General features: G+C 70.2%; 27 protein-coding genes and 2 pseudogenes. 10 read left to right on the top strand and 19 right to left on the bottom strand.

What is annotated here, in order from left to right; all coding sequences use genetic code 11:
* Positions 1–340 precede the first annotated feature (340 nt).
* The 4 genes and pseudogenes from ACFW2Y_RS21905 to ACFW2Y_RS21890 all read right to left on the bottom strand — a co-directional run.
* Positions 341–762: pseudogene (locus tag ACFW2Y_RS21905) on the bottom strand (DNA-3-methyladenine glycosylase); the annotation flags it as partial.
* A 459-nt stretch (positions 763–1,221) separates the two neighbouring features.
* Positions 1,222–1,446 carry a hypothetical protein gene (locus ACFW2Y_RS21900; protein ID WP_384881683.1) on the bottom strand — a complete coding sequence of 75 codons (225 nt, stop codon included), beginning with the start codon at positions 1,444–1,446 and terminating at the stop codon, positions 1,222–1,224.
* Positions 1,447–1,697: 251 nt separating this feature from the next.
* Positions 1,698–2,309, bottom strand: a complete 612-nt coding sequence (locus ACFW2Y_RS21895) for a DNA-3-methyladenine glycosylase (protein WP_384881680.1) — start codon at positions 2,307–2,309, stop codon at positions 1,698–1,700.
* Between the two features lie 14 nt (positions 2,310–2,323).
* A pseudogene (locus tag ACFW2Y_RS21890) lies at positions 2,324–2,581 on the bottom strand (DNA-3-methyladenine glycosylase); the annotation flags it as partial.
* 89 nt (positions 2,582–2,670) lie between these two features.
* Between ACFW2Y_RS21890 and ACFW2Y_RS21885 the strand changes: the two are divergent.
* The 3 genes from ACFW2Y_RS21885 to ACFW2Y_RS21875 all read left to right on the top strand — a co-directional run bounded on the left by ACFW2Y_RS21885 (position 2,671) and on the right by ACFW2Y_RS21875 (position 4,705).
* Positions 2,671–3,453: a sporulation protein gene (locus tag ACFW2Y_RS21885; RefSeq protein WP_384881677.1), complete on the top strand. Its 783-nt coding sequence runs from the start codon at positions 2,671–2,673 to the stop codon at positions 3,451–3,453.
* 44 nt (positions 3,454–3,497) lie between these two features.
* Positions 3,498–4,037: a YbhB/YbcL family Raf kinase inhibitor-like protein gene (locus ACFW2Y_RS21880; RefSeq protein WP_384881674.1), complete on the top strand. Its 540-nt coding sequence runs from the start codon at positions 3,498–3,500 to the stop codon at positions 4,035–4,037.
* Positions 4,038–4,198: 161 nt separating this feature from the next.
* Complete coding sequence (locus ACFW2Y_RS21875) at positions 4,199–4,705, top strand: HNH endonuclease (RefSeq protein ID WP_384881671.1); 507 nt, start codon at positions 4,199–4,201, stop codon at positions 4,703–4,705.
* Between the two features lie 72 nt (positions 4,706–4,777).
* Here the strand turns inward: ACFW2Y_RS21875 and ACFW2Y_RS21870 are convergent, their stop codons facing one another.
* The 4 genes from ACFW2Y_RS21870 to ACFW2Y_RS21855 form a co-directional block, all read right to left on the bottom strand.
* Complete coding sequence (locus ACFW2Y_RS21870) at positions 4,778–5,545, bottom strand: sulfite exporter TauE/SafE family protein (RefSeq protein WP_384881669.1); 768 nt, start codon at positions 5,543–5,545, stop codon at positions 4,778–4,780.
* Positions 5,546–5,643: 98 nt separating this feature from the next.
* A complete protein-coding gene (locus tag ACFW2Y_RS21865; RefSeq protein WP_384881666.1) occupies positions 5,644–6,582 on the bottom strand; it encodes an SPFH domain-containing protein in 939 nt (312 codons plus the stop codon).
* 93 nt (positions 6,583–6,675) lie between these two features.
* Positions 6,676–7,104: an NfeD family protein gene (locus ACFW2Y_RS21860; RefSeq protein ID WP_384881663.1), complete on the bottom strand. Its 429-nt coding sequence runs from the start codon at positions 7,102–7,104 to the stop codon at positions 6,676–6,678.
* 75 nt (positions 7,105–7,179) lie between these two features.
* On the bottom strand, positions 7,180–7,977 hold the full coding sequence (locus ACFW2Y_RS21855) for an ABC transporter ATP-binding protein (protein WP_384881660.1): 798 nt from the start codon (positions 7,975–7,977) through the stop codon (positions 7,180–7,182).
* 135 nt (positions 7,978–8,112) lie between these two features.
* On the opposite strand from ACFW2Y_RS21855, the gene ACFW2Y_RS21850 reads away from it, so the two are divergent.
* Positions 8,113–8,904 (top strand): hypothetical protein, encoded by a 792-nt coding sequence (locus ACFW2Y_RS21850; protein WP_384881657.1) that lies wholly within the window; start codon positions 8,113–8,115, stop codon positions 8,902–8,904.
* A gap of 167 nt (positions 8,905–9,071) precedes the next feature.
* Here the strand turns inward: ACFW2Y_RS21850 and ACFW2Y_RS21845 are convergent, their stop codons facing one another.
* The 3 genes from ACFW2Y_RS21845 to ACFW2Y_RS21835 form a co-directional block, all read right to left on the bottom strand.
* On the bottom strand, positions 9,072–9,314 hold the full coding sequence (locus tag ACFW2Y_RS21845) for a chaplin (RefSeq protein WP_384881686.1): 243 nt from the start codon (positions 9,312–9,314) through the stop codon (positions 9,072–9,074).
* A gap of 152 nt (positions 9,315–9,466) precedes the next feature.
* Positions 9,467–10,111: a response regulator gene (locus ACFW2Y_RS21840; RefSeq protein ID WP_384881654.1), complete on the bottom strand. Its 645-nt coding sequence runs from the start codon at positions 10,109–10,111 to the stop codon at positions 9,467–9,469.
* On the bottom strand, positions 10,104–11,249 hold the full coding sequence (locus ACFW2Y_RS21835; protein ID WP_384881651.1) for a GAF domain-containing sensor histidine kinase: 1,146 nt from the start codon (positions 11,247–11,249) through the stop codon (positions 10,104–10,106). The genes ACFW2Y_RS21840 and ACFW2Y_RS21835 overlap by 8 nt, the downstream gene beginning before the upstream one ends.
* Before the next feature lie 537 nt (positions 11,250–11,786).
* Here ACFW2Y_RS21835 and ACFW2Y_RS21830 point away from each other — a divergent pair.
* Positions 11,787–12,572 carry a transglycosylase SLT domain-containing protein gene (locus ACFW2Y_RS21830; RefSeq protein WP_384881648.1) on the top strand — a complete coding sequence of 262 codons (786 nt, stop codon included), beginning with the start codon at positions 11,787–11,789 and terminating at the stop codon, positions 12,570–12,572.
* Between the two features lie 90 nt (positions 12,573–12,662).
* Here the strand turns inward: ACFW2Y_RS21830 and ACFW2Y_RS21825 are convergent, their stop codons facing one another.
* Entirely contained in the window at positions 12,663–15,191 is a 2,529-nt protein-coding gene (locus ACFW2Y_RS21825; protein ID WP_384881645.1) for an FHA domain-containing protein, read from the bottom strand.
* Positions 15,192–15,389: 198 nt separating this feature from the next.
* Here ACFW2Y_RS21825 and serB point away from each other — a divergent pair, with 198 nt between their 5' ends.
* The gene (serB, locus tag ACFW2Y_RS21820) at positions 15,390–16,607 is read left to right on the top strand and encodes a phosphoserine phosphatase SerB (protein WP_384881642.1); all 1,218 of its coding nucleotides are present in this window, start codon (positions 15,390–15,392) and stop codon (positions 16,605–16,607) included.
* A gap of 68 nt (positions 16,608–16,675) precedes the next feature.
* Here the strand turns inward: serB and ACFW2Y_RS21815 are convergent, their stop codons facing one another.
* The 4 genes from ACFW2Y_RS21815 to ACFW2Y_RS21800 all read right to left on the bottom strand — a co-directional run bounded on the left by ACFW2Y_RS21815 (position 16,676) and on the right by ACFW2Y_RS21800 (position 19,054).
* Entirely contained in the window at positions 16,676–17,194 is a 519-nt protein-coding gene (locus ACFW2Y_RS21815) for a SixA phosphatase family protein (RefSeq protein WP_384881639.1), read from the bottom strand.
* 35 nt (positions 17,195–17,229) lie between these two features.
* Positions 17,230–17,433, bottom strand: a complete 204-nt coding sequence (locus ACFW2Y_RS21810; protein WP_384881637.1) for a hypothetical protein — start codon at positions 17,431–17,433, stop codon at positions 17,230–17,232.
* Between the two features lie 158 nt (positions 17,434–17,591).
* Positions 17,592–17,708 carry an SGM_5486 family transporter-associated protein gene (locus tag ACFW2Y_RS21805; RefSeq protein WP_384881634.1) on the bottom strand — a complete coding sequence of 39 codons (117 nt, stop codon included), beginning with the start codon at positions 17,706–17,708 and terminating at the stop codon, positions 17,592–17,594.
* 17 nt (positions 17,709–17,725) lie between these two features.
* The gene (locus ACFW2Y_RS21800) at positions 17,726–19,054 is read right to left on the bottom strand and encodes a CynX/NimT family MFS transporter (protein WP_384881631.1); all 1,329 of its coding nucleotides are present in this window, start codon (positions 19,052–19,054) and stop codon (positions 17,726–17,728) included.
* Between the two features lie 63 nt (positions 19,055–19,117).
* Here ACFW2Y_RS21800 and ACFW2Y_RS21795 point away from each other — a divergent pair, with 63 nt between their 5' ends.
* On the top strand, positions 19,118–19,843 hold the full coding sequence (locus tag ACFW2Y_RS21795) for a FadR/GntR family transcriptional regulator (protein WP_384881629.1): 726 nt from the start codon (positions 19,118–19,120) through the stop codon (positions 19,841–19,843).
* Here ACFW2Y_RS21795 and ACFW2Y_RS21790 read toward each other — a convergent pair.
* The 3 genes from ACFW2Y_RS21790 to fabG all read right to left on the bottom strand — a co-directional run bounded on the left by ACFW2Y_RS21790 (position 19,776) and on the right by fabG (position 21,854).
* Complete coding sequence (locus tag ACFW2Y_RS21790) at positions 19,776–20,195, bottom strand: hypothetical protein (protein ID WP_384881626.1); 420 nt, start codon at positions 20,193–20,195, stop codon at positions 19,776–19,778. The two genes, ACFW2Y_RS21795 and ACFW2Y_RS21790, sit on opposite strands and share 68 nt — an antisense overlap.
* A 158-nt stretch (positions 20,196–20,353) precedes the next feature.
* Positions 20,354–21,130, bottom strand: coding sequence for an enoyl-ACP reductase FabI (fabI, locus tag ACFW2Y_RS21785; RefSeq protein WP_384881623.1), 777 nt, complete (start codon positions 21,128–21,130; stop codon positions 20,354–20,356).
* Positions 21,131–21,134: 4 nt separating this feature from the next.
* Positions 21,135–21,854, bottom strand: coding sequence for a 3-oxoacyl-[acyl-carrier-protein] reductase (gene fabG / locus ACFW2Y_RS21780; RefSeq protein WP_384881620.1), 720 nt, complete (start codon positions 21,852–21,854; stop codon positions 21,135–21,137).
* A 524-nt stretch (positions 21,855–22,378) separates the two neighbouring features.
* Between fabG and ACFW2Y_RS21775 the strand changes: the two genes are divergently transcribed.
* From ACFW2Y_RS21775 to tyrS, 3 genes are read left to right on the top strand one after another with little or no spacing between them, the layout of a single operon-like run.
* Positions 22,379–23,932, top strand: coding sequence for a TldD/PmbA family protein (locus ACFW2Y_RS21775; RefSeq protein ID WP_384881617.1), 1,554 nt, complete (start codon positions 22,379–22,381; stop codon positions 23,930–23,932).
* Positions 23,929–25,320, top strand: coding sequence for a metallopeptidase TldD-related protein (locus ACFW2Y_RS21770; protein WP_384881614.1), 1,392 nt, complete (start codon positions 23,929–23,931; stop codon positions 25,318–25,320). The genes ACFW2Y_RS21775 and ACFW2Y_RS21770 overlap by 4 nt, the downstream gene beginning before the upstream one ends.
* Positions 25,321–25,376: 56 nt before the next feature.
* Positions 25,377–26,642, top strand: a complete 1,266-nt coding sequence (tyrS, locus tag ACFW2Y_RS21765; protein ID WP_384881611.1) for a tyrosine--tRNA ligase — start codon at positions 25,377–25,379, stop codon at positions 26,640–26,642.
* Positions 26,643–26,740: the final 98 nt, after the last annotated feature.

Below are 26,740 nucleotides of genomic sequence, written 5' to 3'. Positions count from 1 at the left end.
TCTGGCGTTGATTTTTGGCACGCTGTTGAGTTCTCAAGATACGGACGCTTCCATCGTTCCTGTTCCCAGGCCCTCCGGGCGCTTCCTTCGTTTCCAACCTTACCAGATTCGTTTTCCGTTCCGCTTCCGGTTCGGAATTCGTTTCTAGCGGCCTGTTGGCTGCCTTTGCCTCTCGGCGTGTCCACTACGTTAGCCGATTTCTTCGGCGAGTCACAATCGAGCCATTCGAATGCGAATTCCGGCATGCCGAAATAAGCCCCGCTTGGGCGTTGACGTGAGTAATGGATGGCCACTGCGGGGTGCTTGAACAAGCAGACCGTGTTCAGCGGCTCGGGCCACGTTACGGGGTCGAGCAACCAGAGTCAAGGCGGCGCTCCCTGGGGGTGTGGGGACGGTAGGGACTCACCGTCGGATCTCCCGTGCCCCAGAAGCGCCAGGGGTGCGGGGCGCCATCACCCCCGACTCCCGTGCGGGGACCACTGAGGATGTGGTCGGACATCGATGGCTCACCCGCAAGGAAAGCGAACGGAGCCTTCTGACCTGCACGGGCGTCCGCACCGTTCAGGGGGAGGGCGACGTCCGACGTCCGGGGTGGTGGCGAGCCGGGCCGGCCCCATGACCAGCTCGTGGTCGGAGCGGGCCGTACGACGGCGGAGGCGGGCCTGGCCGGCGCAGCGCAGGATTTCCACCCGGACGCAGTAGAACACCACTGGCCTGCCCCTCTGAGCCGCATCCCGCGTTGAGGCAGTGCCGCATGCCGTAGATGACTGACTGGGCAGGTACGTCGCTGGTTCGACGGCATCGGCAAGACGACGGACGGACCGGTACACGTGCCCCTTCCCTCTGCACCGCCCGCCCCCGTGCCGAGTTGTCGTGGGTGCCTGCGGTACGCGATGGCTCGCGCGAACGCCACGTCGGTCGGGGACCACTCGCCGGTGTCGGACGGGAGTGTGGGCCCCGAACCCGTCTCCGGAACGAACACCGGGGACACTGACGGCACGCACGGGCCTGCGGTTCGTGACGCACCGGATCACGCCACGTCCGGATACGGACGTGGCCCATGAGGCGGAGTGCCTGCACTGCTAGTGGAAGGCGGAGCCGTCGACGGACGGTGCGACGGTCGACGTCGCATGCATGAGCCACACCGGCATGAGCGACCATCGCGGCTTCCGGCGTCTCTGTACGGCGTTGGCCATGGCGGTCTGGGGCTGAGCCTCCTGGTCAAAGGACCGGGCAGGCGGCCCCGGAACGGGGCGACACGAGGTCCGGTTGCTTGGCGCGGGCCACCGCGTTGCGGGTGCTCCGGACGGACGATGACCTGCCGTCCTTGCCCATCAGGGCGGCCAGCCGGCCGGGCTGGAAGACTGCGTGTCCTTGCCGGTCCGCCCATCCGACGGCAGCGAAGCGGACGCGGTGGGCGAGTGGGTGCACCGGGTGCTGTGCCATGCGTTGGCACGCGTACGGGAGACTCCGCCCCACCGCGGTCATGGCCGAAGCTGATGGTCACTGGGGGTGGCTCCTTCCTGTGCGGCGCACACGAGTGCGCCAGCGCCCCCGCCGGACGGCAGGGCATGTGCCTCCTCTTCGTTGCGGGGGTGGAAGGCGTCACGCGCCACTCTTGCGAGCGGTCTCCCACCCTCTGGCCCCGAACTCCGCGCCGACGCACCCGGCAGGCCGTGAGCAAGGTGCACGGCGGCTCAGGCTCCGGCGGACGGTTCGGCTCGCGGGCTCAGGCGGTACGCCGAGACCGTCGGATCGCCGGCGAGGTAGAACCGGTGTTGCCAGTCGTGGGCCTTGCTCACGCCTACCCGAGGACCGACCCGGATCAGCGCGGTAGCTACCGGCCCGCCCTCGGACCATGCGACCGAGGGACCTTTCAGTAGGTCTGCACCGTTGTGCTCTCCCGTGATGCCGAGCGCCCGGCAGAAGTTCCCCGGGCCCCGGGCGAGCCGCGCGCTCTCGACCCCCTCCCCTCGTCGCTCGCGCGCCAGGTCTTCCCCCTCGATGACCCGGCCTGCCCGGACGAGGACGGCCGAGGCGGTGCCGTCCGCACCGGTGACGACGTTGGCGCACCAGTGGAGGCCGTGGGACCGGTAGACGTACAGGTGTCCCGCGGGTCCGAACATGACCGCGTTACGGGGTGTCCGGCCCCGGTAGGCGTGGGAAGCCGGGTCCGCCTCTCCGGAGTACGCCTCGGTCTCCGTGATGGCGATGCTCACGGTTCCCTCCGGGGTCTTGCAGGTGAGTACACTCCCGAGCAGCTTGGGGGCGACTTCTTCGGCGGGGTGGGCGAGGAGATCGACGTTCATGCTGACCGCCTTGACATGCCATGGGTGAAGTAGGCGCACGCGTGTCCGGGCGGGCCGAACATGACGGCCTCGGGTGGCGTGCGCCCCCGGAAGGCGTGGGAACCGGGGGCGATCGCGCCGGTGTACGCCTCGACCTCGGTGAGGCGGAGTTCCATCCGTCCCCCCTCCGTGTTGCGGACGAGGGCGCGGCCGAGGAGATCGGGGTCCACCTCCGGAACCGGCCGGTCGAAGAAGGCCCGCGGGAGCGGCGTACGGTCGGGGCTCTCGCTCATGTCGTCCGAGCGTAGTGGCGACCGTCGGGGAACCGGCTACGGTCGTCGCGCGTAACTACGGGTCAGAACCCCGAAAAGGAGTGGAAGACATGGGATTCAAGAAGCTGCTCGCGAGCCTGGGCGCTGGTGGGGCCACCGTCGAGACGGTGCTCACCGAGGAGAACGTCGTCCCGGGCGGCGTCGTCCAGGGTGAGGTGCGGATCCAGGGCGGCAGCGTTGACCAGCAGATCGAGGGACTCTCCGTCGGTCTGCAGGCGCGGGTCGAGGTCGAGGGCGGTGAGCAGGAGTACAAGCAGAACATCGAGTTCGTGAAGGTGCGTCTGGGGGGTGCCTTCGAGGTCAAGGCCGGTGCGGTGCACGTGGTGCCGTTCGGCCTGGAGATCCCGTGGGAGACTCCGGTGACCGCGGTCGCGGGGCAGCAGCTGCACGGGATGCACATCGGGGTGACGACCGAGCTGGAGATCGCCCGGGCGCTGGACTCCGGTGATCTCGACCCGATCAACGTCCACCCGCTTCCGGCGCAGCAGGCGATCCTGGACGCCTTCATCCAGCTGGGCTTCCACTTCAAGAGCGCGGACATGGAGCGCGGCCACATCAGCGGGACGCGGCAGAGGCTGCCCTTCTACCAGGAGATCGAGTTCTTCGCGCCGCCGCAGTACCGGGGGCTGAACCAGGTCGAGGTCAGCTTCGTCGCTGACGACCGCGCCATGGACGTCGTCCTGGAGATGGACAAGAAGCCGGGCCTGTTCACCGAGGGCAGCGACTCCTACCGGTCTTTCCAGGTCGACCTGTTCGACTTCCACTCCACCGACTGGGCGGCATACCTCAACGAGTGGCTGGCCGAGGTCGGCGGCCGTCGCAACTGGTTCTAGTCTCTGCCGTGTCAGTGTCGACAGACGCATCGGAGGTACTCGACGTGTCAGAGGGCAAGAAGGCGCCGCTTCCCCACGACTTCCACCCGCCGGTGGCCACGTTCACCGTGGTGAGCGATGACGTCGCACCGGGTGGGGTGTTGAAGGACGCCCAAGTGCACGCGGCGGGGAACACCTCGCCTCAGCTGAGTTGGGAGGGGTTCCCGGCGGAGACCAAGAGCTTCGCCGTCACCTGCTTCGATCCGGACGCCCCGACGGGCAGCGGGTTCTGGCACTGGGTGTTGTTCGACATCCCGGTGTCGGTGACGGAGCTTCCCGTCGGTGCCGGGTCGGGGTCGTTCGAGGGGCTGCCGGTCGGTGCCGTGCACGTGCGGAACGACTACGGTTCCAAGGACTTCGGGGGCGCTGCTCCTCCGGCGGGTGACCCGGCGCACCGGTACGTCTTCACCGTGTACGCGGTGGACCGGGAGAAGCTCGGCCCGGATGCCGATGCCTCGCCGGCGGCCGTGGGTTTCCACCTGCGGTTCCACACGCTCGGCCGGGCCCAATTGATCGGTGAGTACGCGGCTCCCGCGGCGGCCTGATCGTTCGTTTGTTGTTTGCCCGCTTCTGGTCTTGGAGAGATCAGAAGCGGGCATCTTTTGTTGCACGGGAAATTGCGTTGTCCGACCCGGCCGGCCCGGCCATCGTTGATCCAAGCCCGAACCCCAGGTCGGGGCGGGCCGGCACACGGGAGGTGGGCAACATGCGGGACACGCTGGTGCTGAACGCGAGCTTCGAGCCGCTTTCGACGGTCACCCTCAACCGCGCGGTGGTGCTCGTCCTGCAGGACAAGGCCGTCGTCGAGCAGGCCCATCCCGAGCTGCGGGTGCGGGGGGCCGCCGTCGACCTCCCGGTGCCCCGGATCATCAGGCTCTGCCGGTACGTCCGGGTGCCCTTCCGAAGACAGGCGCCGTGGTCGAGGCGGGGCGTGCTGGTCCGGGACCAACACCGGTGCGCGTACTGTGGGAAGCGGGCGACGACGGTCGACCACGTCGTGCCGCGGGCACAGGGCGGTGGGGACAACTGGTTGAACACGGTTGCCTCCTGCGCCGAGGACAACCACCGCAAAGCGGACCGGACGCCCGAGCAGGCCGGGATGCCGCTGCTGCACCAGCCCTTCGAGCCGACTCCGGCGGACGCCATGCTGCTCGCGCTGCGGGCGAGCGAGCGGTCCGCGCTGCCGGCGTGGTTGGCAGACTCGGCTGCGTGAGGGCTGTCCCGCAGTCGTGCGGACGGGCCCGTCCCACCCTTCGGTGGGGCGGGCCCGTCCGCCGTGCGCGGACTAACCGAGCGTCAGTTGCAGGATCGCCACGATGCCGACCGCGATGATCACTCCTCTCAGGACCGTCGGGGAAAGCTTGCGGCCGACCTTGGCGCCGAGTTGGCCACCGAGGGTGGAGCCGACGGCAATGAGGAGGACGGCGGTCCAGTCGAAGTCGGCGACGAAGAGGAAGAAGACGGCTGCGATTCCGTTGACGAGGGCGCCGAGGACGTTCTTGACGGCGTTGATCCGCTGCAGGTCGTCGTGGAGCAGCAGGCCCATCAGGGAGAGGTAGAGCACTCCCTGCGCGGCTCCGAAGTACCCGCCGTACATGCTGGCGAGGAGGAGGCCGAAGAGCAGGGCGGGGCTGCCGTCGGGATGGGCCCCGGTTCCGCTCTGCTCCCGGCGTCGCTTCACGGCGGCGGCGATACGGGGCTGAAGCAGGACCAGGACGAGGGCGAGGCCGATGAGGACGGGGACGATCGCGTCGAAGGCCGCGGACGGCAGCGCGAGGAGCAGGATCGCACCGATGAGGCCACCGACGAGGGCGGCCCCGCCGAGGCGGAGGAGGCGTCGCTTCTGCCCCTTGAGTTCGCGGCGGTAGCCGATGGCTCCGCTGATGGAACCGGGGACGAGGCCGAGGGAGTTGGAGACGTTGGCGGTGATCGGGGGGAGTCCGGTCGCCAGGAGGACCGGGAAGGTGATCAGCGTTCCCGATCCCACTATGGTGTTGATGGTGCCGGCGCCGACGCCGGCGGCGAAGACTGCAAGGGCTTCCCAGATGGACAAAGCCTTTTCCTCACATGGTCAGTGAATCGCCTCCCCGCCCCGATGTCATCGAGGTCGAGGGGCTCGCACCGATCATGCACCAGAGTTACGTGTACGCGTCAGTCGACTGCGGGTTCGTCCCGCCGCTCGACCGGTGCGCCCTTGACGTTGAAACCGGGGACGCCGTTGCCGACGTTGCCGAGGGCTCCGGAGAGGCCCTTGAGGGCATCTCCGATCTCGCTGGGCACGATCCAGAGCTTGTTGGCGTCGCCCTCGGCGATCTTCGGCAGCATCTGGAGGTACTGGTAGGACAGGAGCTTCTGGTCCGGGTCGCCCGCGTGGATCGCCTCGAAGACCGTGCGGACCGCCTGGGCCTCGCCCTCTGCCTTGAGGGCGGCCGCCTTGGCCTCGCCCTCGGCGCGCAGGATGGCCGATTGCTTCTCGCCCTCGGCGGTCAGGATGGCGGACTGACGGGTGCCCTCGGCCGTGAGGATGGCGGCGCGCTTGTCCCGCTCGGCGCGCATCTGCTTCTCCATCGAGTCCTGGATGGAGGTCGGCGGCTCGATGGCCTTCAGTTCGACGCGGTTGACGCGGATGCCCCACTTGCCGGTGGCTTCGTCGAGGACGCCGCGGAGGGCCGCGTTGATCTCCTCGCGGGAGGTGAGCGTCCGCTCCAGGTCCATGCCGCCGATGATGTTGCGCAGGGTGGTGACGGTGAGCTGCTCGATCGCCTGGATGTAGCTGGCGACCTCGTAGGTCGCGGCACGGGCGTCGGTCACCTGGTAGTAGATGACCGTGTCGATGTTGACGACCAGGTTGTCCTGGGTGATCACCGGCTGTGGCGGGAAGGGGACGACCTGCTCGCGGAGGTCGATCCGGTTGCGGATCGAGTCGATGAACGGGACGACGATGTTCAGTCCGGCATTGAGGGTGCGGGTGTAGCGGCCGAAGCGCTCCACGATCGCCGCACTCGCCTGCGGAATGACCTGGATCGTCTTGATCAAGGCGATGAAGACGAGCACCACCAGAATGATCAGGACGATGATGACTGCTGACATCGTGTTCCCCGTGCCCTTCGCTGCCGGATGACTGCCGGATCGCTTTCGATGATCGAGTTTCCCAGATGGCGGAGCCTCATGGGCGCGGTTCGGTCACATGACGACCGCGGTTGCCCCGTCGATCTCCACGACGTCGACCTGTTCGCCCGGCTCGAAGCTCTGCCCGGTGTCGAGCGTCCGGGCGGACCAGACCTCGCCGGCTAGCTTGATGCGGCCCCCGTTGCTGTCGACGCGTTCCAGGACGACGGCGTGCTTGCCCTTCAACGCGTCCACCCCGCTGGAGAGTCCGGGCGTCGCGTCGCGGTGCCGGGTCGCGATCGGGCGCACCACCGCGATGAGCGCCACGGACACCACGACGAAGACGAGCACCTGGGCGACGATGCCCAGCCCCAGGGCGGCCGTCACCGCCCCGGCAACGGCTCCGACGGCCAGCATGCCGAACTCCGGCATCGCGGTCAGGACCAGCGGGATGCCGAGCCCCACCGCTCCGATCAGCCACCACACCCACGCATCGATGTCCACGTGGTCATGGTAGGGCGGTGGGGTCCTTCCGGACAGGGCGCGGGCGGCTGTGCGGGACGCCGGTGCCCTGTCGGTTCACTTCAGGGGCAGGCCGCGGGCGGTCCAACGGTCTCCGGCCCGCTCGACGACGAGCGGCAGTCCGAAGCAGTGGGAGAGGTTGCGGGAGGTGAGCTCGGTCTCCACGGGGCCGGCGGCGAGGACCTTGCCCTGGCGGATCATCAGGACGTGGGTGAAGCCGGGGGCGATCTCCTCGACGTGGTGGGTGACCATGATCATGGAGGGCGCGTACGGATCGCGGGCGAGGCGGCCGAGGCGGCGGACCAGGTCCTCACGGCCGCCGAGGTCGAGTCCTGCGGCGGGCTCGTCGAGGAGCAGGAGCTCGGGGTCGGTCATCATCGCGCGGGCGATCAGGGTGCGCTTGCGCTCCCCCTCGGAGAGGGTGCCGAACTTGCGGTCCAGGTAGTCGCTCATGCCGAGCCGGTCGAGGAAGGCCTTGGCCCGGGCCTCGTCGATCGGGTCGTAGTCCTCGTTCCAGGTGGCGGTCATGCCGTACGCGGCGGTGAGGACGGTCTGCAGGACGGTCTGGCGCTTGGGGAGCTTCTCCGCCATGGCGATGCCGGCCATTCCGATCCGGGGGCGGAGTTCGAAGACGTCGGTGCCGACGCCGCCGAGCTGCTCGCCGAGGACGCGGGCGGCGCCCTTGGTGGGGAAGAGGTAGCTGGAGGCGATGTTCAGAAGGGTGGTCTTGCCGGCGCCGTTGGGACCGAGGATCACCCACCGCTCGCCTTCCTTGACCGACCAGGAGACCTCGTCCACCAGAGCGCGTCCGTCGCGGACCACGGATACGTCCACCAGCTCCAGTACATCGCTCATGAGCGCGTTGTCTCCCCTTGCGGTCGAGTCGTGTCGTCGCCTTGCGCCGATGGGCGCGGCGTCCAGGGGAAAACCTACGTTATCGACGGAGCGGACCGGTCCGTAGGGCTTCCTTCGAGTGCCTAGTCTGGGGGGATGCTTTCGGAACCACGCTCAGGACGTCTGGCCGCCTGGGGCAATGCCCTGCTGGCCGGTGCGGTGTCGCCGGACGAGGCGGCGCTCGCGATTGTCGGGGAAGACGCGGTGCACCGCGTCGAGGGGCTGCCGGGCGAGGCGGGGCCGGTGGGGCTGACGCTCGCGCTGGGCCGACTGCGGCGGCTCGGGGTGACCGGGTGGCGGGTGGCCCTACCGGCCCCCGGACATCCACTGGGGTTGAGCGGGCCGCCGGACTTCAATGCGCGCGCCCTGGAGGCGGAGGAAGCGGCGGTGGGCTTCGGTGCGCCGTACGGTCTCGTGCCGGAGGTCTCGGAGGCGGGCCCCGAGGGCGACGTGCACGTCTCGGTGGTCTGGCAGTGCTTGGGGGTGCGGGAGGCGCCCCCGGCGGACGTGCCCTCGCTCGGTGAGGCGGAGCGCGAGCTGGCGGAGGCCCTGCGGGACGCGACCGCGGCGCTGACCCGGCTCGACGTGGCGGCCTCGGGGCCTGCGGCGGAGGCGGCGCGCGAGGCGTACCGGGCACGGTCGGAAGTGGGGCGCGAGGTGCTCGCCCCGGGGTATCCGCCGCGTGCGGTCCGGGTTCTGGAGCTGGCCCAGCGGATCGGGCTCCTCGTGAACCTGGCGTACGGCCATGGGCACGGGGGTGCGGTGAGCGCCTCGGAGATGGCGGCGCGGGGTGCGGCGCTGCAGCCGGTGGAACGGGTGGCCCGGCGGGCCCGGGTCGCCGCCTACAACGCCTACGTGGAGGAGAGGGAGCGGGAGCGGGGCTTCTGACCCGACGGGCGGTGGGGTGAGCCGCACCGTTCCCCGGACGGTCGGGCGGTGCCGAGGGGTTCGGCCGTTCCCCGCGGGTGGTGGTGCGCGGGCGCCGGGGTCCGGTGGGGAAGGCAAGGACCCCCGGCTCCGGGGGGATCGTCCGGGGCCGGGGGCGGTGCGGCGGGTCAGCCGTTGAAGGCTCCGTTGCCGAAGGCCGGGTTGAGCAGACCGATCACGTTGACCGTGTTGCCGGAGACGTTCACGGGGACGTGGACCGGAGCCTGCACCAGGTTGCCGGAGGCGACGCCCGGCGAGTTGAGGGCCTGGCCCGTGGCCTCGGCGCCGTGGGCGGAGGCGACACCCGTACCGGCGGCGACGATGCCACCGGCGATCACGGTGAGGGCAGCGGCCTTCTTGAAGTTCTTCACGTGGTACTTCCTCCTGGTCATCGCTGCGGCCGGTCCGCCGCAGCACGCCATGGAGAACGCCTCACCCTCCGCCAGGTTGCGCCGAACGGGGGACATGCACACGACGGTATGACAGGGGGAACGGTCGTGCGCCCGGCGCGTGCGGGGGCGCATCAGTCGGTGAAGCCGTGCCGGACCGCCCAGAGCGCCGCTTGGGTGCGGTCCGCGAGGTCGAGCTTCATGAGGATGTTCGAAACGTGCGTCTTGACGGTCTTCTCCGAGAGGACGAGCGCACGGGCGATCTCCCGGTTGGACCGGCCGTCCGCTATCAGGCCGAGCACCTCGCGCTCCCGCTCCGTGAGGGCGGAACCCCGCCCCGTGCCTCCCTGGGAGTCCTCCTGCGCGAGGAGCGCACGGGCGGCCTCGGGCTGGAGGAGCACGTGCCCCGCGTGCACGGAGCGAATCGCACCGGCCAGGGCGTCGGGGTCGACGTCCTTGTAGACGTAACCACGGGCTCCGGCCCGGAGCGCGGGGATGACCGTCCGCTGCTCGGTGAAGCTGGTCACGACCAGGACCCTCGCCGGGTTGGCGAGCTCGCGGAGCCTCTTCAGCGCTTCGATGCCGTCCGTGCCCGGCATCTTCACGTCCATGAGGACCACGTCGGGGCGGAGCTCTTCGGCCTGGGCGACCCCCTCGGCGCCGTCGGCCGCCTCCCCCACCACTTCTATGTCGTCCTGCACCTCCAGGAAGGTGCGCAGGCCTCGGCGGACGACCTGGTGATCGTCGACCAGTAGGACTCGGATCGGCTTGTCAGCCACCGGGAACCTCCATCTCGATCGTGGTGCCCTCGCCCGGGGCCGAGGTCACGGTGAGCCGCCCTCCGACGCCGCCCGCGCGGTCCCGCATGGAGACCAGGCCGAGGTGGCGGCCGGCACTGCGGACCGCGAGCGGGTCGAAGCCCCTGCCGTCGTCGGTGACGGCGAGTCGCGCGCCCTGGCCACTGCGGACGAGGGAGACCCGTACGAGCTCCGCGTCCGCGTGCCGCAGGGCGTTGTGCAGGGCCTCCTGGGCGACCCTGAGGACGGCCTCCTCCTGGGCGGCCGGCAGGGCTCGGATCCCCGGGCCGTCGAAGGTGACCCGCGCGGAATGAGCGCGGTCCAGGACCTGGACGTGGGTGCGGAGCGTGTGGACGAGGCCGTCCTCGTCCAGGGCGGCGGGTCGGAGCTCGACGACGGCGGCGCGGAGCTCGTCCGCGGCTTCGGCCGCCAGCGCGGCAACCTGCTGGAGCTCGTCCTTGGCACGGGTCGGGTCCCGGTCGACGAGGGCGGCGGCGGCCTGGGCGGTGAGCCGGAGGGAGAACAGCTTCTGGCTGACGGCGTCGTGCAGCTCATGGGCGAGGCGGGAGCGCTCCTCCGCAATGGTGAGTTCACGGCTCCGCTCGTACAGCCGGGCGTTGGTGAGGGCGATGGCCGCGTGCTGGGCGAGGATCGAGAGGAGCTGCTCGTCCTCGGCGGTGAAGCCGCAGCCCCCGCCTTCCTTCGGGCAGCGCTTGTTGGCCAGGAAGAGCGCACCGATGGTCTCGTCCCCGTCCCTCACGGGAAGACCGAGGAAGTCGGACATCCGGGGGTGGGCATCCGGCCAACCCTCGAAGCGGGGGTCCTTTCGGACGTCGGCGAGCCGCTCGGGCTCGGCCGTGTGGAGCATCGAGGCGAGGATGCCGTGCTGCCGGGGCAGCGGGCCGATGGCCTTCCACTGTTCGTCGCTGACGCCGTCGACGACGAACTGGGCGAATCCCCCGTGGTCGTCGGGGACGCCCAGGGCCGCGTACTCGGCGTCGAGCAGTTCACGGGCGGAGGCCACGATCGTCTTGAGGACGTCTCGGACCTCCAGGTGGCGGCTCATCGCCAGGAGAGCGGTGCTCACGGCGGCCAGGCCGGAGCTCGGTCGGTGGCTCATGCGCTCACCGTACCGGCGGTGCGTGACGGCCCGGATCCGCCTGTGGACGAGGGCGGAGCAGGTCTCGGGACCTAGGCCGGGGCGATCCGGCGGTGCGGGGGGGGCGGGTGCTCCGGGCAGGCGCGGCCCCGGAGGAACCGGGTCGCGCGGATGCACCGCGGCGATGCGGGATGGGCGCCCCTGGAGGAGGAGTTCGGCGGTATCCGTCTCCTCCACACGGAGGAGTTGATTCACCGTCCGCATTGCTGGCGCAACGCATGGTCAGTTCGTTACCTGGCCGATGTGAGGCCGCGCATAGGACGCACATCACTTACGAAGCTCGCTAGTGGACTTCTAGCGCCGGATATCGACGGAGAAAACGGGCCACAGGGGACACTCGCCACCCCTCGGCTGAGACCCTGACCTACTACCCGGGATCGTACGTCACAGCTTTGCCAGCTCATTTTGCTGCCGCTAAGAATTGCCCCCGTCGCCGCCGAGTAGGCGCAGCGCCGCCCCGGCCGAGCGACCCCCAGCGATTCGAAGAGGTAGTCCTGCATGTCTGCGAACACCCCTGGCCACAGTCGTGGTCTGAAGAAGACCCACAAGGCCACGATCGCCGGCGTCGCCGCTCTGAGCGCCGCAGCCCTCGCCCTCACCCTCGTGCCGGGGAACCAGGGCACCACCGAGATCGAGCCGCAGGCCCTCTCGGGCACCCAGCAGGTCGCCTGGGCCTATGACGCGAACAGCCCGCAGGCGAAGGCGCTCGCCGCCAGCATCAACGAGCAGCAGACGACCATCGGCCTGAAGGCCAAGCAGGAGGCCGAGGCCAAGGCGAAGGCCGCCGCCAAGGCCAAGGCCGAAGCGAAGGTCAAGGCCGACGCCGAGGCCAAGGCGAAGGCCGCCGCCAAGGCCAAGGCCGAAGCGAAGGCGAAGGCCGACGCCAAGGCCAAGGCGGCTGCGAAGAAGCGTGCCGCGGAGAAGGCCGCCGCGAGTCGGGCCGCCGCCCGCAAGCCGGTCTTCGCGAACAACCTCGACGGCTGGATCCGCGAGGCGCTCTACATCATGGACAAGCACAACATTCCGGGCACCTACAACGGTCTGCACCGGAACATCATGCGCGAGTCCAGCGGCAACCCCTACGCCATCAACAACTGGGACATCAACGCCATCAACGGCGTGCCCTCCAAGGGCCTGCTCCAGGTGATCTACCCAACCTTCAAGGCCTACCACGTGCCCGGCACCAAGTTCGACCAGTACGACCCGGTCGCCAACATCGTCGCCGCCGCCAACTACGCGGCCGACCGCTACGGCTCGATCGACAACGTCAACAGCGCCTACTGACCGTCGTCCGTCGGCGACCCTGTCCGCAGCGCGCCGAAGGGCGGCACCCCCGTGCGGGGTGCCGCCCTTCGGGCGTACCGCCCGCGGTCGTCACTTGCGCATGACCTCGGGTTCGTGGCGGCGGAGCAGACGGGCCACGACGAAGCAGCAGACGGCGGCCATCGCCAGTTGGATGCCGAGGTCCAGGCTCCACTGGCCGACCGTGTGCTCCCACAGCGGGTCGGTGTTCGTGGGGTCCTGGCGGTCCCACGGAGGCATCAGGTGCCCCAGGTCGAGGGTGCTGCCGGCGCCGGCGATGCCCCAGCGGGAGGGCATCAGCCAAGCGAACTGTTCCAGGCCGGGCGAGTCGTACACCTGGAAGAGGATGCCGGTGAAGACCACCTGGACGATCGCGAACATGACGAGCAGCGGCATGGTCTTCTCGGCGGTCTTCACCAGCGAGGAGATGACCAGGCCGACCATCATCGAGGTGAGGCCGAGCGCGATGACCTGGATGCACAGCTCGATGGCCGGGGGCATGAACAGGCCCTCTTCGGGCAGCTCACGGGTGGCGAAGCCGATGCCACAGATGATCACGCCCTGGAAGGCGGTGATCAGACCGAGGACGATGACCTTGGACATCAGGTACGCGGAACGGGACAGGCCGACGGCGCGCTCCCGCTCGTAGATGACCCGCTCCTTGATCAGCTCACGGACGGAGTTGGCCGCGCCGGAGAAGCACATGCCGACCGCCAGGATCAGCATGATCGTGCCGGCGTCGCCGTTGAAGCGGGCCGGCGGCTTGGGTCTGCCGAGGCCGAAGTCCGCGGGGATGACGACGGACACCGCACCGAGGACGGCCGGCAGGATCACCATCAGGGCCATGAAGCCCTTGTCCGAGGCGATCACCGACACATAGCGGCGGATCAGCGTCCACAGCTGGGACCCCCAGCCCTGGGGCTTGGGCGGGCGGGCCATCGCCTGCTGCGGCATCTGGACAGGCTGGGCGGCGACGGCGTCGATGTCCGCGGCGTACAGCTGGTAGTGCTGCGAGCCCTTCCAGCGGCCCGCCCAGTCGTAGTCGCGGTAGTTCTCGAAGGCGGAGAAGACGTCGGCCCAGGTGGAGTAACCGAAGAAGTTCAGCGCCTCCTCCGGCGGTCCGAAGTAGGCCACGGAGCCGCCGGGCGCCATGACGAGCAGCTTGTCGCACAGGCCCAGCTCGGCCACCGAGTGGGTGACGACCAGGACGGTGCGGCCGTCGTCGGCGAGGGCACGGAGCAACTGCATGACGTCGCGGTCCATGCCCGGGTCGAGCCCGGAGGTCGGCTCGTCCAGGAAGATCAGCGAGGGCTTGGTCAGCAGCTCCAGGGCGACGGAGACGCGCTTGCGCTGGCCGCCGGAGAGGGAGGTGACCTTCTTCTCCTTGTGGATGTCGAGCTTGAGCTCGCGCAGCACCTCGTCGATGCGGGCCTCGCGCTCCGCGGCGGCGGTGTCACCGGGGAAGCGGAGCTTGGCGGCGTAACGGAGCGCCTTCTGCACGGTCAGTTCCTTGTGCAGGATGTCGTCCTGCGGGACCAGTCCGATGCGCTGGCGCAGCTCGGCGAACTGCTTGTAGAGGCTCCGGTTGTCGTAGAGGACGTCGCCCTCGTTGGCCGGGCGGTAGCCCGTCAGGGCCTTGAGCAAGGTCGACTTGCCGGAGCCGGAGGGGCCGATGACGCCGATCAGCGACTTCTCGGGAACGCCGAAGGTGACGTCCTTGAGGATCTGCTTGCCACCGTCGACCGTGACCGTGAGGTGACGGGCCGAGAAGGAGACCGAGCCGGTGTCGACGAACTCTTCCAGCTGACCCCCGACGATGCGGAAGGTCGAGTGGCCGACGCCGACGATGTCCTGCGGGCCCAGGAGGGCCGTGCCGCCCTTGGCGATCGGCTGGCCGTTGACGTACGTGCCGTTGTGGGAGCCGAGGTCACGGATCTCGAAGCGGCCGTCGGGGGTCGCGTGGAACTCCGCGTGGTGCCGCGAGACCTGGAGGTCGGAGACGACCAGCTCGTTCTCGAGGGCACGGCCGATCCGCATGACGTGACCGAGGGACAGCTGGTGGAACGTGGTGGGGCTGCGGTCGGCATAGGCGGACGACGCCCCGGTGGCCGCGCCGGGGCGGTCGTGTCCGGGGCCCTGCTGCTGCGGGATCTGCTGGTGGGGGACCTGCTGGTGGACCGGCGGCTGCTGCCATCCCTGCTGCGGGGCCTGCTGGTGCGGGGCCTGCTGAGCGGCGACGGGTGAGGACACCGGGTGCTGCGCCTGGACCTGTGTCTGTTGCTGGGGGGCGGTGACGGCGCCGTCGGCGAGGTTCAGCCGCGGCCCGTCGGTCGCATTGCCGAGGTGGACGGTCGAACCGGGGCCGATCTCCACCTGGTGGACCCGCTGCCCCTGGACGAAGGTGCCGTTCGTGGAGCCGTGGTCCTCCAGGACCCAGCTCCGGCCGCCCCAGCTGATGGTGGCGTGCCGCCAGGAGACCCTGGCGTCCTCGACCACCAGGTCACCCTGCGGGTCCCTGCCCAGGGTGTACGACCGGGACGGATCGAGCGTCCAGGTCCTGCCGTTCAATTCCAGTACGAGTTCTGGCACTCCATGCCCCACTACTTGTCCCCCGATGTACCCCCGCCTACGGGAGTCCAGGGATGGCGAATCATCCTGGGGAACTATTTCAGGCCCGGTCCGCTCTCCGAAAGTCGGGCCGAAGGAAGGCGTTCGGGGGTGGCCCCTCACCCGCCGGGGTGTCCGCTGGGCGGGACGGACGCCCGAGCGGTGCGCGGTGCCGGATACGGTGGAACCACCATGAGCGCATCGCAGACCTCAGACGTTCCCACCCTTCTCGTCAAGATCTTCGGGAAGGACCGTCCCGGGATCACCGCGGGACTCTTCGACACCCTCGCCGCCTACTCCGTCGACGTCGTGGACATCGAGCAGGTGGTCTCCCGTGGCCGCCTCGTCCTGTGCGCGCTCGTCACCGAGCCGACCGTCGCCTCACCGGGCGAGCTCCGCGCCACCGTGCACAGTTGGGCCGAGTCGCTGAAGCTCCAGGCCGAGATCATCTCCGGTACGGGCGACAACCGTCCCCGCGGTGAAGGACGCTCGCACGTCACCGTGCTCGGTAACCCGCTCACCGCGGAACAGACGGCGGCCATAGCGGCCAGGATCGCGGAGACCGGAGGCAACATCGACCGTGTCTTCCGCCTCGCGAAGTACCCGGTGACAGCAGTGGAGTTCGCGGTCTCGGGCTGCGAGACCGAACCCTTGCGGACCGCGCTGGCCACCGAGGCGCACAGCGTCGGGGTGGACGTGGCCGTGGTCTCCGCCGGTCTCCACCGGCGTGCACAGCGACTCGTCGTCATGGACGTCGATTCGACCCTGATCCAGGACGAGGTGATCGAACTCTTCGCGGCGCACGCGGGCTGCGAGGACGAGGTCGCCGAGGTGACGGCGGCGGCGATGCGCGGCGAGCTCGACTTCGAGCAGTCGCTCCATGCACGCGTGGAACTGCTCGCCGGCCTCGACGCCTCGGTGGTCGACAAGGTCCGTGCCGAGGTGCGGCTGACGCCCGGGGCCCGGACCCTGATCCGTACGCTCAAGCGGCTCGGCTACCAGGTGGGCGTGGTCTCCGGGGGGTTCACCCAGGTCACCGACGACCTCAAGGAGCGGCTCGGCCTCGACTTCGCCTCCGCCAACACCCTGGAGATCGTGGACGGGAAGCTCACCGGCCGGGTGACCGGTGAGATCGTCGACCGGGCGGGCAAGGCACGGCTGCTTCGCCGGTTCGCCGCGGAGGCGGGGGTGCCGCTGGCGCAGACCGTGGCGATCGGTGACGGTGCGAACGATCTGGACATGCTGAACGCGGCAGGGCTGGGAGTGGCGTTCAACGCGAAGCCCGTGGTGCGCCGGGCGGCCCACACGGCGGTGAACGTGCCCTTCCTGGACACCGTGCTGTACCTGCTCGGCATCACGCGCGAGGAGGTCGAGGCCGCGGACGGCGGCGAGGACGACCTGCTGCACTGAGCGGTGGCGGTACGGAGGAGGGCCCGGGGTCGGACGACGACCGCCGGGCCCTTTCCCGTGGGGTCCGGTCAGGCGTGCGGGGACCAGAAGTCGACGAGCCGGCCGACGCCGTGTTCCACGGACTTCCAGGAGCCGCTGAAGGTGAGGACGGCGAAGGCCGAGGTGGGGAAGCCCCCGCGGTTCATCCGGGCGAGGGCATCGCCCTCCGCCGCACCGGCGAGGGCATCGGCGAGGGCGTGCATGCCCGGGTTGTGGCCGATGAGCAGGAGGTTGTCCACGGCGTCCGGGGTCTCGTTGACCACGGCGATGAGCTCCCCGAGCGAGGCCTCGTAGATCCGCTCCTCATACACCGTCTTGGGGCGCACGGGCAGTTCCTGCACCGCCAGCTTCCACGTCTCACGGGTGCGGAGGGCGGTGGAGCAGAGGGCCAGGTCGAAGCCGATGCCGGTCTCGGTGAGTCTGCGGCCGGCCACCGGGGCGTCCTTGCGGCCTCGCTCGGCGAGGGGGCGCTCATGGTCGGACTCGTCGTTCCAGTCGGCCTTCGCGTGCCGGAGGAGCACGATGCTGCGGGGTGTATCGACGCTCATGGTCCACAGCTTCGCACGAAACGGGCCACTGCGACTCAGAGAGGGAGCGTTTGCCGGACCTGCTGCAGGACCCGTCCGACCGCCGGGTCATCGGCGGTCGCGTGGGCCCCACCCGCACCGGCCACCAGCATCAGGAGGGCGAGGAAGCAGAGGGCGGGAAGGAGGAGTGCCCACCAGGGAAGTCGGGTGTCGACGCGGGTCGTCGTGGTCCTGATGCCGGGGTGCGTGGGGGCCGACATGGCCGCCTCCATGGGTGGGTTCCGCGCTTTCGCCGTCGTCTCCAACGTACGGAGCCCGCCGGCTCCCGCCCATCGGGTGATCCACCCACTTCTCCCTGACACCGGCCCCCTAGGGGATGCGGGGGCCAGCCCCACCTCGGGCAGGGGCCGCCCCCACCTCAGGGAGAGGCGAAGGAGGCGATGAGGGCGATGACCACGGTGATGCCGAGCATCGCGCCGAGCACGAGGAGCAGCTTCTTCTGGCCGTTCTGGGGGTTGGGTTCGAGGACTGGCATGGGGACAGTCTCGCACCTCAGCATTCGTCCTCGACCGTCCGGTCCCGGCCGGCCAGGGTTCCGATGATCATCTGCGGCACCATCAGTCCGCCCATCAGCGCGATGGGCAGTCCCCAACCGCCGCTGTGCTGGTAGAGCACGCCGACGAGGAGGGGGCCGGGGATCGAGATGAGGTAGCCGATGCTCTGGGCGAAGGCGGAGAGCCGGACGACGCCGGAGCCGGTGCGCGAGCGCAGTCCGATCAGGGTGAGGGCCAGCGGGAAGGCACAGTTCGAGATGCCGAGGAGCACCGCCCAGCACCATGCACCGGCGGCCGGGGCGAGGAGGAGACCGGCGTAGCCGGTGAGTCCGCACAGTCCGAGGGCGATGACGATCGGGCCCTGGTTCCGCATCCGGGTGGCGAGGCGCGGGATGACGAAGGCGAGCGGAACGCCCATGACCATGGTCACGGCGAGGAGCACGCCCGCGGTGGTGGCGGGGACACCGGCGTCCCGGAAGATCTGCGGCATCCACCCCATGGTGATGTAGGCACCGGTGGCCTGGAGTCCGAAGAAGACGCCGAGCGCCCAAGCCGTGCGGCTGCGGGTGATCCGCGGGGCGGACGCCGGCGCTGCTGCTTCCCGGGTCGGAGGGGCCGGTCGGACCGCTTCTCCACTCCGGTCCCGCAGCAGCGGGAACCAGGGCAGGACCGCGAGCGCGGCGAGCACCGCCCAGAGGCCCAGTCCGAGGCGCCAGTCGCCGCCGAGGGCATCGGTCAGGGGGACGGTGGTGGCTGCGGCGACGGAGGTGCCGAGGGCGAGCGCCATGGAGTAGAGGCCGGTCATGCCTCCCACGCGGTCGGGGAAGTACCGCTTGACGATGACGGGCATCAGGACGTTGCTGACGGCGATGCCCATCAGGGCGAGGGCGCTGGCGGCGAGGAAGGCGGCGGTGCCGGTCGCGAAGGGCCGCAGGACCAAGCCCGTGAAGACGGCCGCCATGCCCGCGCAGACGACGGCGGCGGGGCCGAAGCGGCGGGCGAGGCGCGGGGCCGTGATGCCGAAGACCGCGAAGCAGAGCGGGGGGACGGAGGTGAGGACCCCGGCGATGCTGCCGCTCATGTGGAGGCCGCTGCTGACCTCTTCGAGGAGGGCCCCGAGGCTGGTGATGGCGGGGCGCAGGTTGAGCGCGGCCAGGACGAGCCCGACGGACACCAGGCCGAGGGTCCAACGTGCCGGGGCGGCCCGGAGCTCGGCACCGGGTCCGGGGGTGCGGTCGGGTGCGGGAGGGTCCCCTGCCGTGGTGGCCGCAGTGGTGTTCCCGGCCGGTCGTGCGGCGGGGTCGGGGGTCTTCGGCTCGTCAGGCATGACGTCATCATAGAATCATGGGATGATTGGTTGTCCAATTTCGAACGAACGGGAAGGCGTTCCATGGCCCTCGGTCATCCCCGGCGCACCGGTCTCTCCGATCAGGTGATCGCCGAGCTGCGGAACCAGATCACCTCCGGCGAATGGCCGGTGGGTTCGCGCATCCCGACCGAACCCGAACTGGTCGAACAGCTGGGCGTGGCCCGCAACACGGTGCGCGAGGCCGTCCGTGCGCTCGCGCACAACGGGCTGCTGGACATCCGCCAGGGCTCGGGGACGTACGTCGCCGCAACCAGCGAATTGGCGGGCGTCATGCACCGGCGCTTCGCCGGCTCCGACCCGCGGCACGTCGCCGAGCTGCGTTCGACGCTGGAGTCGGCGGCGGCCCGGTTCGCGGCCGGACGGCGCACCGAACGGGACCTGAAGCAGCTGGACGCCCTGTTGGAACGGCGCGAGGAGGCGTGGGAGTCCGGGGACGCGGAGCGCTTCGTCATGGTCGACGCGGCCTTCCACCAGGCCGTCGTCGCCGCCTCGGGCAACGAGGTGCTGACGGAGCTCTACGCGGACCTCGGCGATCTGCTCCGGGACTGGCTGCGCGACGACGTGGGGCGGGTGCTGCGACCGGAGAACCACATGGACCATGCGCGCCTGGTGGACGCGATCCGGGAGGGCGACGCCGAGCGGGCCGGCACCGAGGCCGCCGGCTACCCCTTCATGTGCCTCAGGAGCTCCGGGCCGGAAGCGGAGCAGGAGCGGGAGCGGGAGCCGGGTCCACCGGCTGGTGCGTGACCCAGGCGGACCGGACCTCCTTCCAGCAGCGGGCGGTGACCCGGGCGTAGTCGGCGGGCACCACGTCCACCGGAGCGCTGTCGCTGTCGACGTCCCACCAACGGTCGCACTCGACGTGCAGGCGGATCCGGTCGGTGCGCGGGTACGGGTTGCTGCAGTGGGCGGTGACGTGCGAGCCCTCGACGACGGTGCGGCAGGAGGCTCCGAAATCCTCCTGCGCCCCGGCCGCGGGGGTTGCGGGGGCCCCCTCGACGGGTGGCGGAACGGCCCGCACCTCGGCGGCAACGGCCATCCCGGTGAGCAGAACGGCGACGGAGGCGAACGTCCCGAAGCCGTGACGTATCGCGCGCATGCCCGCACCTCCTCCCGCCAGCGAAAGGAACATCACGCTCTGCCCCAGTCTGGGGTCATTCGGGCTACTTTTCGAGTCGGGCAGGAGTTGCGGAAGGGCGGGGGCCCGTGCCTCCGCCCCCGTCGGGGCGGGGCACGGGCCCCCGCCGTTCCGCCTGCTTACGCGCCGATCGCGTGCAGACCGCCGTCCACGTGGACGATCTCGCCCGTGGTCTTCGGGAACCAGTCCGACAGCAGGGCGACGATGCCGCGGCCGGTCGGCTCCGGGTCGTCCAGCTTCCACTCCAGCGGGGAGCGGCTGTCCCACACGGACGCCAGCTCGCCGAAGCCCGGGATGGACTTCGCGGCCATGGAGCCGAGCGGGCCCGCGGAGACCAGGTTGCAGCGGATGTTCTGCTTGCCGAGGTCGCGCGCCATGTAGCGGCTGGTGGCCTCCAGGGCGGCCTTGGTCGGACCCATCCAGTCGTACTGCGGCCATGCGAACTGCGCGTCGAAGGTGAGGCCGACGACGGAGCCGCCCTCGGTCATCAGCGGCAGCAGCGCCATCGTCAGCGACTTCAGCGAGAAGGCGGAGACGTGCATGGCGGTGGCGACCGACTCGAACGGCGTGTTCAGGAAGTTGCCGCCGAGCGCGTCCTGCGGGGCGAAACCGATCGAGTGGACGATGCCGTCGAGGCGGTCTCCGAACTGCTCGCGGACCTGGCCCTCGAGACGGGCGAGGTGCTCGTCGTTGGAGACGTCGAGCTCCAGGACCTTGACGTTCTCGGGCCTGGGGAGCTTCTTGGCGATGCGCTCCGTCAGCGAGGGCCGCGGCCACGCGGTGAGGATGATCTCCGCGCCCTGCTCCTGGGCCAGCTTCGCGGTGTGGAAGGCGATGGAGGACTCCATCAGCACACCGGTGATCAGAATGCGCTTGCCCTCAAGAATTCCGCTCATGTGATCAGTGACCCATGCCCAATCCGCCGTCAACCGGGATGACGGCTCCAGTGATGTACGAGGCGTCGTCGGAAGCGAGGAACTTGACCGCGGCGGCGATCTCCTCGGGCTTCGCGTAGCGGCCCAGCGGCACCTGCGACACGATGCCCGCACGCTGCTCGTCGGTGAGCACCGCGGTCATGTCGGTGTCGACGAAGCCGGGCGCGACGACGTTGAAGGTGATGTTGCGGGAGCCGAGCTCACGCGCCAGGGAGCGGGCGAAGCCGACCAGCCCGGCCTTGGAGGCGGCGTAGTTGGCCTGGCCCGCGGAACCCAGCAGACCGACGACCGAGGAGATCAGGACGACGCGGCCCTTCTTGGCGCGCAGCATCCCGCGGTTGGCGCGCTTGACCACACGGAAGGTGCCGGTGAGGTTGGTGTCGAGGACGGACGTGAAGTCCTCCTCGGTCATGCGCATGAGGAGCTGGTCCTTCGTCACGCCGGCGTTGGCCACGAGGACCTCCACCGGGCCGTGCTTCTCCTCGATCTCCTTGTAGGCCGTCTCCACCTGCTCCGCGTCGGTGATGTCGCACTTGACGGGAAGGCAGCCGAGCTCGACCAGGGCGGCCGGGGGCTCGCCGGAGCGGTACGTGATCGCGACCTCGTCGCCGGCCTCGGCGAACGCGCGGGCGATGGCGAGGCCGATGCCCCGGTTTCCTCCGGTGACGAGAACCGAGCGGCTCAACGGATCACCCTTTCAATAGCGGTCTGATAGCCGAAAACCTATCGGTATCGCTCCCGACATGGGGAATCGACCTCCGACAGTGGCGTACGGGTGTCACTGTCGGATCCCTACAGCTGGGAGGGCATGCGCCGCGCTCGAGACGGGCGCCGTGCGGACGCACGGATCCCCCCGGAGGGAACGCGCCGTACCGCTCGTCGAGCACGTGACCACGGGGCGCCGGACGGGGTACCCGTGCATTTCGCGCCATCCCGAGGAGCCGGGTGCCGCAGCGCTCCGAGCCGTCGCCCGCCACGCGCCGCGCCGCGCTCCTGGGAGCCGGCCCGCCCCCGGGCTGCCGGCCGGCGGCCGGGGTCGGAGCGATCGCCGGCCGTGTCGGTGCCCCGCCCCGTCCCCTCGGGCGGGGCTCCGTCGGGGTCGCCCCGTCGGGTGCGCGCTCCCAATGCGCCGATCCGACCCCCCGTCACGTGATTGACTTCCGGAGCAGTTCAACCACCGCCTTCCGATCGCCGAGAGCGAGGCCGCTCGTGGTCCATCAGATCGACCCTTCGTTCGTCGCGCTGCCGTTGCGGGCGCTCGCCGACGCCGCGCTCGCCCGAGCGCGCGCGCTCGGCGCCGAGCACGCCGACTTCCGTCTGGAACGGGTGCGCAGCGCCTCGTGGCGGCTGCGCGACGCCAAGCCGTCCGGCTCCTCGGACACCACGGACCTCGGTTACGCGGTGCGGGTGGTGCACGGCGGGGCCTGGGGGTTCGCCTCCGGTGTCGACCTGAGCATGGACGGGGCCGCGCGCGTCGCCTCGCAGGCGGTCGCCATGGCGAAGCTGTCGGCGAAGGTGATCGCGGCAGCGGGCTCCGACCCCGGAGGGCTTCCCGGACGGGGCCCCTGGGGAAAGGTGGAGCTGGCCGAGGAGCCGGTGCACGCGGAGCGCACCTGGATCTCCTCGTACCAGATCGATCCCTTCTCCATCCCGGCGGAGGAGAAGAGCGCGCTGCTCGCCGACTGGAGCACGCGACTGCTCGGGGCGGAGGGCGTGGCGCACGTGGACGCCTCCCTGCTGACGGTCCACGAGAACAAGTTCTACGCGGACACCGCCGGCACCGTGACCACCCAGCAGCGCGTCCGTCTCCACCCGGAGCTCACGGCGGTCGCCGTGGACGGGAGGACCGGCGAGTTCGACTCGATGCGGACGATCGCACCTCCGGTCGGGCGCGGCTGGGAGTACCTGACCGGAACCGGCTGGGACTGGGACAGGGAACTGGAGGAGATTCCGGAGCTGCTCGCCGAGAAGATGCGGGCACCGGGCGTGGAGGCCGGTCGGTACGACCTGGTCGTCGACCCGTCGAACCTGTGGCTGACGATCCACGAGTCCATCGGTCACGCCACCGAGCTGGACCGGGCGCTCGGCTACGAGGCGGCCTACGCGGGCACCTCCTTCGCCACCTTCGACCAGCTGGGAAAGCTCGCCTACGGTTCCTCGGTCATGAACGTGACCGGTGACCGGACCGCCGAGCACGGCCTCGCCACCGTCGGTTTCGACGACGAGGGCGTCGAGGCGCAGAGCTGGGACCTGGTGAAGGACGGCACCCTCGTCGGCTACCAGTTGGACCGGCGGATGGCGAAGTTGACGGGCCTGGGCCGGTCGAACGGCTGCGCCTTCGCCGACTCCCCCGCCCACGTGCCGGTGCAGCGCATGGCGAACGTGTCGCTCCAGCCGGATCCGGGCGGGCTGTCGACGGAGGACCTGATCGGCGGCGTGGAGCGCGGGATCTACGTGGTCGGCGACCGGTCCTGGTCGATCGACATGCAGCGCTACAACTTCCAGTTCACCGGTCAGCGCTTCTTCCGCATCGAGAACGGCCGGCTCGCCGGCCAGCTGCGGGACGTCGCGTACCAGGCGACGACCACCGACTTCTGGGGCTCGATGGAGCAGGTAGGCGGCCCGCAGACGTACGTGCTCGGCGGCGCCTTCAACTGCGGCAAGGCCCAGCCGGGCCAGGTCGCCGCCGTCTCGCACGGCTGCCCCTCCGCCCTCTTCCGGGGCGTCAACATCCTCAACACGACGCAGGAGGCCGGTCGATGAGCCGCGTCAGCAAGCCGTACGAGATCGTCGAGCGGGCCCTCGAGCTGTCCCGCGCCGACGGGTGCGTCGTCATCGCCGACGAGGAGTCCTCGGCCAATCTGCGGTGGGCGGGCAACGCCCTCACCACGAACGGCGTCACCCGGGGCCGCACCCTCACCGTGATCGCCACCGTCGACGGGGCCCAGGGCGCCGCCTCCGGCGTCGTCTCGCGGTCCGCGGTGACCGTCGACGACCTGGAGCCCCTGGTCCGGGCCGCCGAGGAGGCGGCCCGCTCCGCGGGCCCCGCCGAGGACGCCCAGCCCCTGGTGACGGGGGTGCCCTCCTCCCCCGACTTCACGGACGCCCCCACGGAGACCTCGTCGAGCGTCTTCACCGACTTCGCCCCGGCGCTCGGCGAGTCCTTCGCCCGTGCCCGGGCCGGCGGCCGCGAGCTCTACGGCTTCGCCCACCACCAACTGACCTCCACCTATCTGGGCACCTCCACCGGGCTGAGGCTCCGCCACGACCAGCCCAACGGAACGCTGGAGCTGAACGCCAAGTCGCCCGACCGGTCGCGCTCCGCCTGGGCCGGGCGCTCGACCCGGGACTTCAAGGACGTCGACCCGATCGGTCTCGACGGCGAACTCGCGACCCGCCTCGGCTGGGCGGAACGGCGGATCGAGCTGCCCGCCGGCCGGTACGAGACCTTGCTGCCGCCGACCGCCGTCGCCGACCTGCTGATCTACCAGATGTGGTCCTCGACGGCCCGGGACGCGGTGGAGGGCCGTACCGTCTTCTCCAAGCCCGGCGGCGGCACCCGACTGGGCGAGGCGCTCTCGCCACTGCCGTTGACGCTGCGCAGCGACCCGAACGAGCCGGGCCTGGAATCCGCTCCGTTCGTGATCGCGCACTCCTCCGGCGACGACTCGTCCGTCTTCGACAACGGGCTGCCGATCGAGCCGGTGCACTGGATGGAAGCGGGCAGCCTGGCGCACCTGGTCACCACCCGGCACACGGCGGGACTTACTCGGTTGCCCGTGGCGCCGGGAGCGGGGAACCTGATCCTGGACGGCGGCGGCGAGCGTTCCCTGGCGGAGATGGTGGCCGCTACGGAGCGGGGCCTGCTGCTGACCTGCCTCTGGTACATCCGCGAGGTCGACCCGGCGACGCTGCTGCTGACCGGACTGACCCGGGACGGCGTCTACCTCGTGGAGAACGGCGAGGTGGTCGGCGAGGTGAACAACTTCAGGTTCAACGAGTCGCCGGTGGACCTGTTGTCGCGCGCCTCGGAGGCGGGGCGGACCGAGAAGACGCTGCCGCGCGAGTGGAGCGACTGGTTCACCCGGGCCGCGATGCCCGCCCTGCGGGTGCCGGACTTCAACATGAGCTCGGTCAGCAAGGGGGTCTGACCCCCCCTAGACTGAGTCGTCGTACCACTGACAACTTTCTGAGGAGACGGACGATCGTGACGGACATCGTCGACGAGCTGAAGTGGCGCGGGCTCTTCGCCCAGTCCACCGATGAGGACGCACTGCGCAAGGCTCTCGCGGACGGTCCCGTCACGTTCTATTGCGGTTTCGACCCGACCGCGGCCAGTCTCCACGTCGGCCACCTGGTCCAGGTCCTCACCGTCCGTCGGCTCCAGCAGGCCGGGCACCGGCCGCTGGCGCTGGTCGGCGGAGCCACCGGGCAGATCGGTGACCCGCGGCCGACGGCCGAGCGCACCCTGAACGACCCCGAGACGGTCGCGAACTGGGTGAACCGGCTGCGTTCGCAGATCGAGCCCTTCCTCTCCTTCGAGGGGGAGAACGCGGCCGTCATGGTGAACAACCTGGACTGGACCGCCGGGATGTCGGCGATCGAGTTCCTGCGGGACATCGGCAAGCACTTCCGGGTCAACAAGATGCTGACCAAGGACTCCGTCGCCCGTCGCCTGGAGTCCGAGCAGGGCATCAGCTACACCGAGTTCAGCTACCAGCTGCTGCAGGGCATGGACTTCCTGGAGCTGTACCGGCGCTACGGCTGCACGCTCCAGCAGGGCGGCTCGGACCAGTGGGGCAACCTGGTGGCCGGTCTCGACCTGATCCACCGCCTGGAGCCGGGCGCCGAGGTGCACGCGCTCGCCACTCCGCTGATGGTGAAGGCGGACGGCACCAAGTTCGGCAAGACCGAGGGCGGGGCCGTCTGGCTGGACCCCGAGATGACCACGCCCTACGCGTTCTACCAGTTCTGGCTGAACGTGGACGACCGCGACATCTCGACCTACATGCGGATCCTGTCCTTCAAGTCCCGCGCGGAACTGGAGGAACTGGAGGCGCGGACCGCCGAGCGCCCCCAGGCGCGTGCCGCCCAGCGGGCGCTCGCCGAGGAACTCACCACCCTGGTGCACGGGGCCGAGCAGTGCGCGGCCGTCATCAGCGCCTCCAAGGCCCTCTTCGGGCAGGGCGACCTGACCGAGCTGGACGGGGCGACGCTCGCCGCCGCGCTGTCGGAACTGCCGCACGCACAGGTGTCCGAGCTGGGCCAGGTCGTGGACCTGTTCGCCGAGGTCGGTCTGGTGGCGAGCAAGTCGGCGGCCCGACGCACGGTGAAGGAGGGCGGCGCCTACGTGAACAACACGAAGGTGACCGCCGAGGACGCGGTGGTCACCGCGGACGAGCTGCTGCACGGTCGCTGGCTGGTGCTGCGGCGCGGCAAGAAGAACCTGGCGGCGATCGAGTTCACCGGCTAGGCACCGAGGGCGCCCCCCACCGGGAGGACGGGAGGGACCCGGGAGGGACCTTCCCGACACGCTCCGGCCGTCATTGCTCCGTGCGAGGGGCCCGGCGC

The organism is Streptomyces sp. NPDC058877 (assembly GCF_042742855.1).
Taxonomy (GTDB): Bacteria; Actinomycetota; Actinomycetes; order Streptomycetales; family Streptomycetaceae; genus Streptomyces.
The sequence above is the reverse complement of the archived record's forward strand: the minus strand, read 5'-3'. Positions and strand labels throughout refer to the sequence as shown.

Bases quoted from the DNA above. Each gene is read 5' to 3' on its own strand.
- ACFW2Y_RS21900 (WP_384881683.1), bottom strand. From the start codon at position 1,446: ATGGCACAGCACCCGGTGCACCCACTCGCCCACCGCGTCCGCTTCGCT.
- ACFW2Y_RS21895 (WP_384881680.1), bottom strand. From the start codon at position 2,309: ATGAACGTCGATCTCCTCGCCCACCCCGCCGAAGAAGTCGCCCCCAAG.
- ACFW2Y_RS21885 (WP_384881677.1), top strand. From the start codon at position 2,671: ATGGGATTCAAGAAGCTGCTCGCGAGCCTGGGCGCTGGTGGGGCCACC.
- ACFW2Y_RS21875 (WP_384881671.1), top strand. From the start codon at position 4,199: ATGCGGGACACGCTGGTGCTGAACGCGAGCTTCGAGCCGCTTTCGACG.
- ACFW2Y_RS21865 (WP_384881666.1), bottom strand. From the start codon at position 6,582: ATGTCAGCAGTCATCATCGTCCTGATCATTCTGGTGGTGCTCGTCTTC.
- ACFW2Y_RS21855 (WP_384881660.1), bottom strand. From the start codon at position 7,977: ATGAGCGATGTACTGGAGCTGGTGGACGTATCCGTGGTCCGCGACGGA.
- ACFW2Y_RS21850 (WP_384881657.1), top strand. From the start codon at position 8,113: ATGCTTTCGGAACCACGCTCAGGACGTCTGGCCGCCTGGGGCAATGCC.
- ACFW2Y_RS21835 (WP_384881651.1), bottom strand. From the start codon at position 11,249: ATGAGCCACCGACCGAGCTCCGGCCTGGCCGCCGTGAGCACCGCTCTC.
- ACFW2Y_RS21830 (WP_384881648.1), top strand. From the start codon at position 11,787: ATGTCTGCGAACACCCCTGGCCACAGTCGTGGTCTGAAGAAGACCCAC.
- serB (WP_384881642.1), top strand. From the start codon at position 15,390: ATGAGCGCATCGCAGACCTCAGACGTTCCCACCCTTCTCGTCAAGATC.
- ACFW2Y_RS21815 (WP_384881639.1), bottom strand. From the start codon at position 17,194: ATGAGCGTCGATACACCCCGCAGCATCGTGCTCCTCCGGCACGCGAAG.
- ACFW2Y_RS21810 (WP_384881637.1), bottom strand. From the start codon at position 17,433: ATGTCGGCCCCCACGCACCCCGGCATCAGGACCACGACGACCCGCGTC.
- ACFW2Y_RS21805 (WP_384881634.1), bottom strand. From the start codon at position 17,708: ATGCCAGTCCTCGAACCCAACCCCCAGAACGGCCAGAAGAAGCTGCTC.
- ACFW2Y_RS21800 (WP_384881631.1), bottom strand. From the start codon at position 19,054: ATGCCTGACGAGCCGAAGACCCCCGACCCCGCCGCACGACCGGCCGGG.
- ACFW2Y_RS21795 (WP_384881629.1), top strand. From the start codon at position 19,118: ATGGCCCTCGGTCATCCCCGGCGCACCGGTCTCTCCGATCAGGTGATC.
- ACFW2Y_RS21790 (WP_384881626.1), bottom strand. From the start codon at position 20,195: ATGCGCGCGATACGTCACGGCTTCGGGACGTTCGCCTCCGTCGCCGTT.
- fabI (WP_384881623.1), bottom strand. From the start codon at position 21,130: ATGAGCGGAATTCTTGAGGGCAAGCGCATTCTGATCACCGGTGTGCTG.
- ACFW2Y_RS21770 (WP_384881614.1), top strand. From the start codon at position 23,929: ATGAGCCGCGTCAGCAAGCCGTACGAGATCGTCGAGCGGGCCCTCGAG.